Annotated in this window: 11 protein-coding genes; 5 read left to right on the forward strand and 6 right to left on the reverse strand. The window is 45.4% G+C overall.

Annotation, left to right across the window (positions count from 1 at the left end; genetic code table 11):
• Positions 1 to 130 precede the first annotated feature (130 nt).
• Together E4663_RS13635 and E4663_RS13640 are read left to right on the forward strand one after the other, a co-directional pair.
• Positions 131 to 772, forward strand: a complete 642-nt coding sequence (locus tag E4663_RS13635; RefSeq protein WP_135328019.1) for a YigZ family protein — start codon at positions 131 to 133, stop codon at positions 770 to 772.
• Between the two features lie 16 nt (positions 773 to 788).
• Positions 789 to 1,799, forward strand: a complete 1,011-nt coding sequence (locus tag E4663_RS13640; protein ID WP_079478158.1) for an LCP family protein — start codon at positions 789 to 791, stop codon at positions 1,797 to 1,799.
• 138 nt (positions 1,800 to 1,937) lie between these two features.
• Here the strand turns inward: E4663_RS13640 and E4663_RS13645 are convergent, their stop codons facing one another.
• Entirely contained in the window at positions 1,938 to 2,984 is a 1,047-nt protein-coding gene (locus E4663_RS13645; protein ID WP_079478157.1) for a glycosyltransferase family 4 protein, read from the reverse strand.
• A 504-nt stretch (positions 2,985 to 3,488) separates the two neighbouring features.
• On the opposite strand from E4663_RS13645, the gene E4663_RS13650 reads away from it, so the two are divergent.
• Together E4663_RS13650 and E4663_RS13655 are read left to right on the forward strand one after the other, a co-directional pair.
• Positions 3,489 to 4,949: an APC family permease gene (locus E4663_RS13650; protein WP_135328020.1), complete on the forward strand. Its 1,461-nt coding sequence runs from the start codon at positions 3,489 to 3,491 to the stop codon at positions 4,947 to 4,949.
• A gap of 215 nt (positions 4,950 to 5,164) precedes the next feature.
• Positions 5,165 to 6,166 (forward strand): LCP family protein, encoded by a 1,002-nt coding sequence (locus E4663_RS13655; protein WP_135328021.1) that lies wholly within the window; start codon positions 5,165 to 5,167, stop codon positions 6,164 to 6,166.
• A gap of 505 nt (positions 6,167 to 6,671) precedes the next feature.
• On the opposite strand, the gene E4663_RS13660 is transcribed toward E4663_RS13655, so the two are convergent.
• From E4663_RS13660 to E4663_RS13680, 5 genes are all read right to left on the reverse strand, one after another.
• Positions 6,672 to 6,881, reverse strand: coding sequence for a YkvS family protein (locus tag E4663_RS13660; protein WP_135328022.1), 210 nt, complete (start codon positions 6,879 to 6,881; stop codon positions 6,672 to 6,674).
• A gap of 255 nt (positions 6,882 to 7,136) precedes the next feature.
• A complete protein-coding gene (locus tag E4663_RS13665; protein WP_079478152.1) occupies positions 7,137 to 8,174 on the reverse strand; it encodes a LacI family DNA-binding transcriptional regulator in 1,038 nt (345 codons plus the stop codon).
• 118 nt (positions 8,175 to 8,292) lie between these two features.
• Positions 8,293 to 9,126: a sugar ABC transporter permease gene (locus tag E4663_RS13670; RefSeq protein WP_135328023.1), complete on the reverse strand. Its 834-nt coding sequence runs from the start codon at positions 9,124 to 9,126 to the stop codon at positions 8,293 to 8,295.
• Position 9,127: 1 nt separating this feature from the next.
• Complete coding sequence (locus E4663_RS13675; protein WP_135328024.1) at positions 9,128 to 10,417, reverse strand: sugar ABC transporter permease; 1,290 nt, start codon at positions 10,415 to 10,417, stop codon at positions 9,128 to 9,130.
• 80 nt (positions 10,418 to 10,497) lie between these two features.
• The gene (locus E4663_RS13680) at positions 10,498 to 11,796 is read right to left on the reverse strand and encodes an extracellular solute-binding protein (RefSeq protein WP_135328025.1); all 1,299 of its coding nucleotides are present in this window, start codon (positions 11,794 to 11,796) and stop codon (positions 10,498 to 10,500) included.
• Positions 11,797 to 12,076: 280 nt separating this feature from the next.
• Between E4663_RS13680 and E4663_RS13685 the strand changes: the two genes are divergently transcribed.
• Entirely contained in the window at positions 12,077 to 13,807 is a 1,731-nt protein-coding gene (locus E4663_RS13685) for a glycoside hydrolase family 13 protein (protein ID WP_135328026.1), read from the forward strand.
• The last annotated feature ends 151 nt before the right edge of the window (positions 13,808 to 13,958 follow it).

Raw genomic sequence — 13,958 nt, forward strand, 5'->3', positions numbered from 1 at the left:
CTCATTCGATTGACCTAAGTCGTTTTATGGGGGTGTTACTTATCATTTTGTCTATTATTTTCTTAATTTCGACTTGTTTGCCTAACTTGTGAAGGCAATTATATAATTATCTTCTAGGAGGTCTGAAACTATGCTAGAAAGTTATTATACCGTAAAACCAGAAGGTTCGGATGAAGTAACCATCCAGAAATCCCGCTTCATCGGCTACGTGAAACGCTGCGAGACCGAAGAAGAAGCGCAAGCATTCATACAAGAGATCAAACAGAAACATAGCGATGCGACCCATAATTGCTCTGCCTATATGATCGGCGAACATGACCTGATCCAAAAGGCCAATGATGACGGTGAACCGAGCGGAACGGCCGGCGTGCCTATTCTTGAAGTCCTGAAGAAAAGGGGCTTGAAAGACACCGCCATCGTCGTGACCCGCTACTTCGGTGGCATTAAGCTAGGAGCTGGCGGTCTGATTCGCGCGTACGGAGGAACCGCTTCTCAAGCGATCGAAACGACAGGAGTGGTCCGTCGCCAACTGATGAAACAAGTAAAAGTCACCCTTCCTTATCACCTACTCGGTAAAGTCGAAAACGAAGTCCGCAACTCTTCGTACACATTGGATACGATTAACTATTTGGAAAATGTGGAATTAGTAATATATGTAGAAAGTGGACAAGAACAAGCTTTCGAAGATTGGATGGTGAACTTGACGAGTAATCATGCCGAACTTGCGCATGGTGAACCAACTTACGTTGAATTCGATGTCACCTCTGAGTGAAGGAGAAGGAAAGTAAATGAAAAATAGGAAGTTCAAAATTCTATTATGGACGATTCCAGCCGTTCTATTACTAGGTATTGGTGCGGCTGCGGGATATATTGCGTATGTGACGCAGGAGGTCAAGGAGACGGTGACCGCCTCACACGTAGAGCTCGACCGTGGTGAAAAATCCAAGATGCGTGTCGAGACCGTCAACCCCGTAGCCGACCACACTTCCGTCTTGTTTGTCGGCGTCGATGACAGCGAGAAGCGCTCCTCAGGCGGTGATCGCAGCGCGTTATCCGACGCCCTCATATTAGCGACGTTCAATAATGACGACCAGTCCGTCAAAATGCTCAGCATCCCCCGCGACTCTTACACGTACATCCCAGAAATCGGCTACAAAGACAAAATCACACACGCCCATGCATTCGGCGGCATCGACGCTACGGTAGAAGCCGTGGAAGGCCTCTTGAATGTTCCCGTCGACTATTATGTACGACTCAACTTCAATTCATTCGTAGATTTCGTCAATTCGATCGGCGGAGTCGAGTACGATGTCCCATTTGCTTTGACTGAACAAAACAGTCGGGACAACAACGGGGCGATCGAATTGGAAGAAGGAGAACAAACCTTGAACGGTGAAGAAGCACTCGCCTTAGCCCGGACAAGGAAATACGATAACGACCTCAAGCGTGGACAAAGACAAATGGAGCTGGTCCAGGAAATCGTCAAACAGTCCATCTCGACGAATACGGTGCGCAACCTGGACGACATTCTTCAGTCGATAGAAGACAACATGAGTACTAACTTGTCCTTCAGCCAAATTATTCAGTTCAACAAGTATTTCACTCAGAAAGACAATCTCGCTTTTGATACGATGCAGCTGACAGGAGAAGGCATGTACAAAGAAGGCATTTGGTACTTTGATGTGAACGAACAGAACCTTCAGGAAAAAACAGCTACACTGCAGAGTCACTTAGAACTCGGCGGCTCTGTCACGGAAACAGCTACCGATGATGATCCGGATAACGAGGAATCGAGCTGATCCCTGCCTTTCATCGAATATAGTTTAAAACGCCCTTCAGAAGGTCTTCCTTCTACAGGGCGTTTTTTATTTTCCCAATCCATAAAAAAACTCTAGAGCAGCCAAGGAAGGCTGCTCTAGAGATAAATATAAATCCGTTTATCGTTTTGTCCGATAATCTCTGATCAAATTGAGGATCGGTCTGTAATTTTTGCCGATCAAGCCGGTCATTTCCACGATCATTTCGATCATGAGCACTAAGCAGAACAAGACAATGGCTGCGCCGAACATCGTCGTTTTCGTGAAGATGACAGCCGCTAAACTGAACAAGGACGCTACAGCGTATATGATCAAGACCGTTTCGGGATGACTGTATCCAAGATTGATCAAGCAATGGTGCAAGTGCGATTTATCTGGTGCAGATAATGGCTTCTTCTGAAGGACACGACGGACGATCGCAAACAGCGTGTCCGAAATCGGTACACCGAGAATGATGACGGGAATGATAAAGGAAAACAAGGTAACATTTTTAAATCCTAATAAGGACAGCACACTGATCATGAACCCTAAGAACAGAGCTCCTGTATCCCCCATGAAGATCTTGGCAGGATAGAAGTTGTACACAAGGAATCCGACCGTTGCTCCGAGCATCATAAAACCGGCGAAGACAACAAATACGTTGCCCATCGTAATCGCCATACCGGAAATCGTCAGCAAGGCAATCGAGGAGACGCCTGCTGCAAGACCGTCCAGCCCGTCGATCAAGTTGATCGCGTTGGTGATGCCGACAATCCATAATACGGTAATCGGAATACTGAGGATACCGAATTCGATTTGACCGCCGAATGGTAAGTTGATGAATTCAACAACCACCCCGCCACTTACGACAACACCTGTCGCAACTAGCTGCCCCAATAGTTTCAGCTTCGGTGACAATTCCATGATGTCATCCAACACACCGGTAATGACGATGATGGTCGCACCGATCAAGATCGGCCAGGTCAATTCACTTTCCGGGAAAAAGAACAGCATTCCTGTTGCAAAACTTAAAAATATGGCCAGTCCACCTAAACGTGGCATGACGATCTGGTGAACCTTCCGATGATTTGGTTGGTCTGTTGCACCTATTTTGACCGCTAATTTCTTAACAAGCGGTGTTATGAGAATAGAAGCGATCAAGCAAAATAACAAGGCCTTATATTCCATAAAGACCCTCCTCGAATATAGTATATCCTTCTCTGTATATCGTAAGTAAATCAGTTATTTCCAAGTCCACGCGAATATTCCGTGACGCTTAACGCAAGCTAATTTCTAATGAATTATAGCACATCCCCTTATATAAGATAATACCCCTTCTTGTTTATTTTCTGCTATCCCCAAATCAACATTTTCAAACATAATCCACTGTTTTTCATTCTAAAGTCTGAAAATTGTACAGGTATATAGACTTACGGGAATGGTTTATCTACTACGAAGTATTCGACGTCTTAGCTGTAAACCCTTGGAAGTTAAATCGACAATTTTTTTGGGTACTCTACAGATAGGACACCGAGTGTGAAAAATCTACTTAACCCTTATACCCTTTTCTCAATCGTTGAACCTTTTATGGGAAGCTAGATGTTTTTGACATCACAAAATTGTTGCTTCCTTCTACTCAAAAACATTAGAATGGGTAACGCACTCTATCTACCTTTAGGAGGATTTTACTGTATGGACACAGAGAGGAAAAAACTCGAGAAATCACTGAAGCCCCATTGGGTTTGGGCTATTGCCTTCGGATCAGCGATCGGCTGGGGAGCTTTCGTACTACCGACAGATTGGATCAGTCAAGCCGGACCCGTCGGCGTTGTAATCGGCATTTTACTTGGCGCAGCCCTCATGATGATTATCGGGGTCAGTTATGGATTTTTAATCGAGAAATTCCCGGTCACAGGGGGAGAATTCGCTTATGCATACATCGGATTCGGAAGGATATTTGCATTCATAGCGGGATGGTTCCTGACGTTAGGCTACACTTGTATCGTGGCGCTGAACGCTTCCGCCTTAGCTCTACTTGCGAAGTTCTTATTCCCTGATTTCGTACGCACAGGTAACCTTTATACGGTTGCCGGTTACGAGGTTTCTATTATTCAAATCGCAATAGCGAGTATCGCTCTTATATTATTCGCTTTTCTGAACATCAGAGGAGCTAGTTTTTCTGGTCAGACACAATTTGTATTCAGTATCATTCTAATTATCGGGATCGTGCTGTTAGCGGTTGGAGCTATATTCTCGGAAGGACCTTCGATCAGCAACGTCCAACCGATGTTCAGCCCTGATCAATCGGTCATCGCATCGATCTTGACAATCCTTGCGATTGCACCTTTCGCCTATGTAGGATTCGACAACATCCCGCAGGCGGCGGAAGAATTCCAATTCGAAGCGAAGAAAGCATTTGGTCTTATCATTTGGTCACTAGTAGCTGCAGGATTAGCTTACAGTGCAATGATCATCATTACCGCAAGCTCTATGCCTTGGCAGTCCCTGCTCGTTCAGATCCAGGAAACCGGATCGGTCTGGGGAACAGGTGATGCGATAGAAAGTTATATGGGACGTATCGGTGTATTCGTCATCGCCGCCGCTGTCACGATGGGAATCTTCACAGGATTGAACGGTTTCTATCTATCAGCAAGCCGCCTGACGTTCGCGATGGGTCGTGCACGCATCCTGCCGGAAATCTTCCGGAAGCTGCACCCTGAGCACCACACACCATATGTAGGAATCTTGTTCACGATGGCGCTATGCTTGATTGCTCCGTGGTTCGGACGAGAGGCACTATTATGGGTCGTAGACATGTCGTCAACTGGTGTCGCAATCGCGTACTTCTTCTGTACAGCGACCGCCTATAAGTTCTTCCGCTGGTCTCGGAATCAACCAGACGGAGATTTCCACAAAGCCGTTGCTCCTGGGAGAAAATTATTATCTCTAATCGGAATGATCAGTGCGATCGGCTTCTTGGTTCTGTTATTGCTACCATGGTCCCCGGCTTCCCTAGGTAAAGAATCGTATATTGCCTTAGGAATTTGGATCGTGATCGGTATCGTGTTCTATCTATTGAATGCGAAACGATACAACCAGATCTCAAGAAAAGATATGAACTACCTTATTCTAGAAAAAGAAGAAATTCAGTAAATGTTTAAGCACCTTGTTCTGTGATAGAGCAAGGTGCTTTGTTTTACGTATGAATTCCTTCTGTTTTCACGAATAATAAAAGAGAATGACCAGGAACTAAGACTTGTTATATCCATAATTTACAGAAACACGTTCAATATGGCTTCCTACTTTCGGTCCTTTTCGAGTGTGGTACAATATTTTGTGAACTACTCAGAAATTGAGGTGTTTTGTCAATGAAGAAAAGAATTCGTCGAAGAAAGAATATTAAAAAGCGTAGAAGAAGAATCGCAGCAGTCATTTTGCTCGTGCTTGGTCTTGGAGTCGGTATCGCCATCTATTACACTTCTCAAATATATAGTGCTTCTTATAAAGATTTGGACAGAGGAGAAAAATCCGCCGTCCGGGAAGAAGCGGTTGATATAGGAGAGGATCCTATCTCTCTTTTACTATTAGGTGTAGAAGATTACTCTTCTAATGGGGAAAATGGCCGGGCGGACACCCAAATTGTGCTGACCCTTAATCCGAAAACGGAAGAAATGACGATGACAAGTATCCCGAGGGACACACGTGTCGAGATCCCTGCTGAAAAAGTTGGCGAAGAGTATGCAGGAAAGCATAAACTCAATGCCACCTATTCTTTAGGTGCCCTAACAGGTTATGGAGCAGAGAAGCTTGCTGTCGAGACCGTGGAGGACTACTTGAACATCCCAATCGACAAGTATGCCACCATCAACTTTGAAGGGTTCATGGAAGTCGTCGATCTCTTCGGAGGCGTAACGATCGACGTGAAGAAGCCGTTCTGGGAGCGAAGTACTGTCGACCGTAGTAACATCATCGAATTCGAAGAAGGACCGACGGAAATGGACGGCGAAGAAGCTCTCGCCTTTGTCCGAATGAGAAAACGTGATGTCGCTGTCGAATACCCAAGAGATGAAAGACAACGTCAATTCATCAAAGCTACCGTAGATCAAGCAATCTCAGCTGGTACCATCTTCAAGATGAATCAGCTATCTGACATCGTCGGAGACAACATCTCCACAAACATGTCCCTAAGAGAAATTTATTCCTTTCAAAAAGCCTTCTCTTCAGAAGAGCTGACGACAGAAACAATTAAGATCGACGGAGTAAACGAAAGACTCGAAGACGGGCTATTCTACTTCGTACCTGACGAAGAAAGTCTCGATGAAGTCAAAACTGAACTACAAAACCGCTTAGAATATACACCATCATACTAAAAATAGCACCAAAAAGAGGAAGGGCATCCCCCTTCCTCTTTTTTTGTTTTTCTAATTCATTCTCTGTCGGTTCTCGGATGAAGAGTGTCGGTGTTGGAGAAACGATTCGCTTTCCGCGGGCGTCCGGTGAGCCTCCTCGATTCCTACGGTCTTTGTGGGGTCTCACCCTGTACTTTGATCCCGCAGGAGTCTACTCGTTTCTCCAACACCTTTACCGTAATAGGTTGAACCTCTATTACTCCTCATCAAAGAAAAACACATGTAGTACCTTCTATTTTCGTAAGGTTCTGTTTATGCTTTTGTCATAAAGTGGGGTGGAAAACAGGGAGACTCCAGCGGGATGCACGGACAACGGCGAGACCCCACAGGGCGCAAAGCCCGAGGAGGCTCGGCGTCCGCCGCGGAACGCGAGCTGTTTTCCACCCCACGGTCCACTTCCTCTAAACAGAACCTTTCTCCACTCAAACGAAAACCTCCATGTACAAATAATACATGGAGGTTGCTATTACTCTTCTATAACACGGTAGTTGGTATGAGCCACAACTGTTCTCTCATATTCGAAATCAATTTCATCCAAGTTATCCATAATCGTCAAATCAACAATAACGGAACGCTGACATTGACTCGGAATAACTCGACCTGTAAATGTAATATCGTTTCTCTCAAAGCTTACGACTTGACCCACTTCAGCAATACGATCATCTGGTTGTATCATAACTTCCTACCCTTCCCCTGTCTAATAATGGTTTAATTATTTTTTTGTCTCTAAATTTTACTGACAATTCAAATAAAAAAGATTTACAGGATATATTACTTTATTTGACAAAAAATTTCAAGTGAAAACTTTTCATGACAAAAACCCTGAAAGAACTATAAAATCCGAGCCTTCATCCCCCAGCTTATTCAAGCTTTCTATTATGCGTTCATGCTCTAGTCAGCCCAAACCAAAGAAAAAGAGTAAGCACCCCTTTTATTTATAAAAGGGTACTTCTCTTTCCTTTGTGGAGGCACGATACTCGATTTGATAAGGAATGATGATCCTCTTCGCCGGCTCCGATTTATTTTTCACTTTTTCAATCAGACACTTCGCACCCTGAAGGCCGAGCTCATAAATCTTGATGTCGACCGTCGTCAATGGCGGACGTGTTATCTCCGATAAGTAGACGTTATTGAAGCTGACAAGCGATATATCCTCCGGCACAAGCTTGCCACACTTCTCTAGCATGCTGACAACACCGATACTCATCAAATCATCGGTCACGACGAGTCCTGTCGGAGGTTCCGGTAGGGCGAACAATTCGTTCACGGCTTGTTGGCCACCTGACTCCAGAAACTCTTCATGGATCCGGTACTCATCTAGAAACGGAAGGCCAGCTTCTTCCAGAGCTAGTTGATACCCTTTCATCCGATCGACCGTCACGACTAGATCTGTCGAGCCACCGATGAAAGCAATCCGTTCATGCCCTTGCTTGATCAGGTGTTCAGTGATTTCTTTACCACCACGGACGTTATCATTGTCGACATGCGTAATTTCATCAATCCGCTCGTACGGCTTACCGATGACGACGAATGGAAAATCGTGCTCCAGCAAGAAGTTGACGACCGGGTCGTTCAACTGCGAATACAGAAGGATGATGCCATCCGTACGGTTGGAGTTCACCATACGCTGTACCCCTTCTAATATCTCTTCCGTCGATTCTCCTGTATTTAATAGAAGAGAGTAGTCCATTTTATGTGCGATGCTGCTGATACCACGCAGAACTTCTGGAAAGAACGGGTTCTGCAAAGCCTTATCCGCTCCAGCCGGCATCACGACACCAATAGACTGGCTCGACTTGTTGGCTAGACTGCGCGCATTCGCGTTCGGATGATAGCCCATTTCCTTCATCGCTTTCTTCACCCGCTTCTTCGTGGAAGCGCTGATTCGCGGATGATCCGCGATGACGCGGGATACCGTCGAAGGGGCTACGCCTGCTGCTTTGGCTACGTCTTTAATTGTGACTCCCATTTCTATCACCCTCTGTTATGAAAACGTTATCTTTATTGTAACCGATTCTGTCGAAAATTGCAGATGATCGGCTGTAAATGAAGAGAAGCGGATTGATTTGCAATCCGCTTCTTCCCTTTTATCCCTTCGTGCCTCCAGCTGTAAGACCAGATACGAAGTACTTTTGTAGAGATAAGAACATAATCGCAATCGGGATCGCAATCATAACGGACCCTGCTGCGAACTTGGTGAATTCGTTACCGAACTGATCGGCAATCAGTTCATACAGACCAACCGCCAACGTGAACTTCTCTTCTGTACGAAGAAGTACACGGGCTAAGATGAAGTCTGTGAAAGGAATGATGAACGTAAATAGAGATACAACAGCAATCATCGGTTTTGCAAGTGGCATGACGATCTGCCAGAAGATACGGAAGTTGCCGGCACCATCCATACGAGCGGATTCATCCAGCTCTTTCGGAATGGTATCGAGGTATCCCTTCATTAAATACGTGTTCATCGGAATCGCTCCACCTGTGTAAACAAGAATCAACGCAAGGTGCGTATCCAATAGTCCAGTCAGGTTAGCAAGTGCATAGATTGCAATCAAGGCTGCGAAGTTCGGTATCATCTGCAGGATCAAGAACGTCATCAGGCCGTTTTTACGACCGACGAAGCGGAACCTTGAGAACGAGTATGCTGTCAGGCAAACCATGATGACGGAGAGAACCATCGTGATGATACAGACTTTCAGCGTGTTCCAGTACCAGATCAAATAGTTGCTGTTCTCTAAGTCAAACAAATCCTTGTAGTGCTTAAGCGTTGCATCAGCCGGGAAGATCGACGACCCGGACAAGCTGTTCCCTGGGTTGAAGGAAGAACCGATAACCCAAAGGATCGGATACAGGATAATCGCTGACACGATGATAATGACGATATACGACAGTGTAAGTTGTAGTGTTTTTCCTTTCATATTACATCATATCCTCTTCTTGGAATGATTTCGTCTTCTTGAACTGCCATAGAGCTACGACAATTACAATTAACGATAGGATCATCGTAATCGCGGCCGCTTTACCGTACTGAGCGGAGCTTACGGTCAACGAGTAGATCCAAGAGATCAAAATATCTGTACCGCCGGCGTTCTGTCCAGCAACGGCAGGTCCTCCCCCGTTGAAAAGGAAGATGACGTTGAAGTTGTTGAAGTTGAACGTGTATTGCGTGATCAAGATCGGTGCTGTTGCATAAAGCACTAGCGGGAGCGTGATGGAACGGAACTTCTGCATAATCGTCGCACCATCGACTTCTGCCGCTTCATACAATTCACTAGGAATCGACTGCAATACACCCGTCACCATTGCGAAAATGAACGGGAAGCCAAGCCAAGTCTGGATCATGATCAAAGCGATTTTCGTATACGTTGGGTTTGTTAACCACGGAATGTTGCCAAGTCCGAAGATCGATAGAATATCGTTGTTGATGGTACCGAACGTTTCGTTGAACATTCCGGCAAAAACAAGGATCGATACGAACGCTGGAACCGCCCAAGGCAGAATGAAAATCGTACGGATGAGTTTCTGGAATTTGATTTCTTTCTGGTTCATCAACACGGCAAGGAAAATCCCTAGTCCTATCTGTAGTGTCGTTGCACCGAATGTCCAGATGACCGTCCAAGCTAGTACGCTGAAGAACGTTTCACGCCAAATCGGAATCCGGAAGATATCGATGAAGTTCTGGAAGCCGATCCAGTCCACCAGGTTCGCTGGAGGTGAATGGTATAGGTCGTAGTTCGTAAACGACAGCAAGATGACGAACAAAATCGGGAAAATGACGACGAATATCAATAGTAAGAATCCAGGCGTCATCATCAGGTACGGGAAGCCGCCGCCGACTAAGTTCTGATACTGTTGGCGGACGGAGTTCGGTGTTTCATTCGCATCCCGCTGTTTTCCCACTTTGAAAGCATCTCTTAAATTAAGTGCATAGATTCCGAATCCAAGTACGGTGACAATGACAGCCAAGATCCCCTCAACTAGTAATGTGATCGAGTGGTCGAATTTGGGATCGATTCCAAGAGTGAATAGTCCCCAAAAGCCGTACTGAAGCAAATCTGAGAAAGCAATGAAAAAAGATGCTGTCAAAATGAAAAAGACGATTCCTTTAATCCACTGCCTGTTATAGACCTGACCGAGTCCAGGAATGATCGATAGAGCAAGAGCCTTCGTCCGGTGATTGGATGTATAAGTACTTTCCTGTTCCCCCATTTTCAATCTCCTTTCCCTTGAAACATCTCTCTTTTTTAAAAGAGGAGCAGCACCCTTAGGCCGGGTGCTGCTCCGCCTAATTAATTACCAGAGTGGTTCAATTCAATGTTTGTTTTAACCGTGTCTTGTGCTTCGTTCAGAGCTTCTTCAGGACTAGCTTTTCCTGTTGCAATAACTTGAAGCGCTTGTGCCATCGGCTCCCATACTTCACCCATCTCAGGGATGTTCGGCATTGGAGTACCACGTTGAGATTGAACTGCAACTGCGTTCGCTTTTTCGTTGTCCGCAATGATCGGATCTTCCATCAGAGATTTAACCGGTGGAATTTCGTCTGTTTTTTCGTAGCGGATCTTCGCATTTTCAGCATTCGTTAAGTGTTCTACAAGTTTAGTAGACCATTCTTGGTTTTCAGATTGAGCAGACACGTGCCAGCCTTTCACACCGATGAATGTTTGTGGATATTCACCGTTTGGAAGCTCTGGAAGTGGGGATACACCATAATCGATACCTGCTTCGTTCAATGCTTGATAAGCCCAAGGACCGTCCATCATAGAAGCAACGTCTCCGTCTTGGAATAGACCGTCTTTAGCAGAGCCACCGCTCTCGCCTACGATACCTGCAGGGAAGACGTCCTCATACCATTTCTGGATGTACTTAGCACCTTCGATTGCACCTTCGTTGTTCAAGCCAAGATCTTGTGGGTTAGCCGCTCCGTTGTCATCACCGAATACGTATCCGCCGTATCCAGCCATGATCGCATTACCAAAGTAGAAGTTGTCCCAAAGTGCTAGGAAACCGTACTCTTTGTCGCCACCGAAGTTTTGAGAGAATTCATAAAGCTCGTCGAATGATTCAGGAGCTTTGTCCATGTGCTCTTTGTTATAGATGAACACTGGTGTTTCTGTTGCTTTTGGAAGGCCATAAAGTTGTCCATCATATGTTTGTGCTTGAATAGAAGATTCCGTGAACTTCTCTGTTACAGAACTGTCCACTTCGATCGGAGAAATCAATCCTTCGATTGCAAGCTGACCGATTTGGTCATGAGGAAGTGTCAGTACGTCTGGGCCTGTACCAGCCGGGCCATCAAGACGAAGCTGTTCACGCATTTTATCAGACATGTTCAATTCTTTATATTCTACTTCAATTCCGTATTCTTCTTCGAAACTTTCAATGGCTGGCTCAAGTCCAACCCCTTTATCTTTGTCTTCCCAAACGACTAGTTTGTCAGGTTTCTCAGCAGTTTCATCTGTCGAGCCTTCTTCAGATGATTCTCCGTCTGTTCCTGATCCTTCTGCTTCTTGTTCACGCTCTGGTGCACAAGCAGCTAGTAAACCAACCGCAAGAAAAGCAATAAGCAAAACACTTAACCATCTCTTCATGATATTTCCCCCTTAGAATAATAGCTCACGTAAAACGTGAAGGTGACAAGCGTTAGTGAAAACGATTGCACAACTCTTGATTTCTATTATACAAACACCTATTATTATTGCAAGCGTTTTCGCAAAATTCGATAGAAAATATTTTCAGTAGTTTTATAGCATCATTATAATATCTAAACCGCTTTCATTGTTTCCGTTGACTTCAATCTATCTTTTCTATAGCTTTAATAGTGAAAACGATATGCTTGTGCAAGCGATTGTTCAGAAAGGATGGAGATGGATGATAAAGGAAGCCATATACCATAGACCGAAGCATAATTTTGCTTACGCCTATGACAAAGAAACGATTCACATTCGCCTACGAACGAAGCGTCATGATGTGGAAGAAGTTACGCTCATTCACGGCGATCCTTATGTATGGAAAGAGGACGCTTGGCAATATGACCGGGCACCCATGACGAAAAGTGGAAGCGACGACTTGTTCGACTATTGGTTCGTTGCCATCAAGCCTCCCTACCGCAGACTGCGTTATTCCTTTTTACTGACGGATAATCAAGAACAGACCGTTTACACAGAAAAAGGTTTCTACGACCATGTTCCAGCGGATGACACAGCTTATCACTTCTGTTTCCCATTCTTGAATGAAGTCGATGTCTTCACTCCACCTCAATGGGTAAAAGAAACGGTCTGGTATCAGATTTTCCCGGAACGGTTTGCCAATGGGGATCCGTCTTTGAACCCGGAAGGAATACTCCCTTGGGGCAGTGCCGAACCGCAACCTGACAACTTCTTCGGTGGAGACTTCCAAGGCGTGATCGATCACTTGGACCATCTGACATCACTCGGGATCAACGGACTTTATTTCACTCCGATCTTCAAAGCGTACTCCAACCATAAGTACGACACGATCGATTACATGGAAATCGATCCGCAATTCGGGGATAAAGAAACGTTCAAGAAGCTCGTGCAGGAGTGTCACAAACGCGGAATCAAAGTAATGCTCGATGCGGTCTTCAACCATAGCGGTTATTACTTCGAGCCATTCCAGGACGTATTAGAAAAAGGCACCGACTCGAAGTACTTCTCTTGGTTCCACATGTGGGACCAAGAAGTCAAGACGACTCCTCAGCCGAACTATGACACCTTCGCTTTCGTACCGGAAATGCCGAAGCTTAACACGGAGCACCCTGAAGTGAAGCAGTACTTGTTGGATGTTGCGAAGTATTGGATTGAAGAGTTTGATATCGATGGATGGCGACTCGATGTTGCAAACGAAGTCGACCATGCCTTTTGGAGAGATTTCCGTCGTACGGTGAAATCAGTCAAACCGGAAGTTTATATTCTAGGGGAAATTTGGCACGATTCCATGCCTTGGCTACAAGGAGATCAGTTCGACGCTGTCATGAACTACCCGTTCACGAATGCGGTCCTTAAATTCTTCAACGGGGAAATTCCGCTCGAGGCATTCCGAAACGAGATCATGCACGTCGAGCATATGTATCCAGAGAACGTAAACGAAGTCTCCTTCAACTTGCTCGACAGCCACGATACGAAGAGGATTCTGACCTACACGGAAGAAAATAAAGAAGCCGTAAAACTTATGTATCTGTTCCAGCTTTCCTATGGAGGATCTCCTTGTATCTATTACGGAGATGAAATCGGTATGACCGGAGGAGATGACCCAGGTTGCCGGAAGTGCATGGTCTGGGAGGAAGACGAACAGGACCACGATCTATTCTCTTTCGTACAAGGTCTGATCGAACGGAGAAAAACAGAACCCGCCTTCGATAACGGAGGCCGAATGACGTTCCTGGACGATGACGATCTATTGATCTATGAAAAGAAATCAGACAACCAAACGTTGCGTTTTGTAGTGAACACAACGGACTGTGATCACAGTGTTCGTTTAAATGACAAAATCGAGCGAGTGGTTTATCAGGATCAGAAGTCTAATGTTGGAGATCAGGAGCTACAGGTTGCAGCGGAAGGTTTTGTCATTATAGAGATTTGAGCGAGTAAGTCCCCTCGATTCTTTTCTATGTTGAAGAACGGTTTTGGAGAAACGGTCCGCTTTCCGCAGGCGTCCGGTTATCCTCCGCGAGCACTACGTTATCTGTGGGGTCTCACGCTGTACATCGGTCCTGCAGGAGTCTACCCGTTTC

This window comes from Halobacillus salinus (genome assembly GCF_004684905.1).
Lineage (GTDB): Bacteria > Bacillota > Bacilli > Bacillales > Halobacillaceae > Halobacillus > Halobacillus salinus.

What these genes read in the sequence shown, in the direction of transcription:
- E4663_RS13635 (WP_135328019.1), top strand. Translation starts at nt 131, where the DNA reads ATGCTAGAAAGTTATTATACCGTAAAACCAGAAGGTTCGGATGAAGTA.
- E4663_RS13640 (WP_079478158.1), top strand. Translation starts at nt 789, where the DNA reads ATGAAAAATAGGAAGTTCAAAATTCTATTATGGACGATTCCAGCCGTT.
- E4663_RS13645 (WP_079478157.1), bottom strand. Translation starts at nt 2,984, where the DNA reads ATGGAATATAAGGCCTTGTTATTTTGCTTGATCGCTTCTATTCTCATA.
- E4663_RS13650 (WP_135328020.1), top strand. Translation starts at nt 3,489, where the DNA reads ATGGACACAGAGAGGAAAAAACTCGAGAAATCACTGAAGCCCCATTGG.
- E4663_RS13655 (WP_135328021.1), top strand. Translation starts at nt 5,165, where the DNA reads ATGAAGAAAAGAATTCGTCGAAGAAAGAATATTAAAAAGCGTAGAAGA.
- E4663_RS13660 (WP_135328022.1), bottom strand. Translation starts at nt 6,881, where the DNA reads ATGATACAACCAGATGATCGTATTGCTGAAGTGGGTCAAGTCGTAAGC.
- E4663_RS13665 (WP_079478152.1), bottom strand. Translation starts at nt 8,174, where the DNA reads ATGGGAGTCACAATTAAAGACGTAGCCAAAGCAGCAGGCGTAGCCCCT.
- E4663_RS13670 (WP_135328023.1), bottom strand. Translation starts at nt 9,126, where the DNA reads ATGAAAGGAAAAACACTACAACTTACACTGTCGTATATCGTCATTATC.
- E4663_RS13675 (WP_135328024.1), bottom strand. Translation starts at nt 10,417, where the DNA reads ATGGGGGAACAGGAAAGTACTTATACATCCAATCACCGGACGAAGGCT.
- E4663_RS13680 (WP_135328025.1), bottom strand. Translation starts at nt 11,796, where the DNA reads ATGAAGAGATGGTTAAGTGTTTTGCTTATTGCTTTTCTTGCGGTTGGT.
- E4663_RS13685 (WP_135328026.1), top strand. Translation starts at nt 12,077, where the DNA reads ATGATAAAGGAAGCCATATACCATAGACCGAAGCATAATTTTGCTTAC.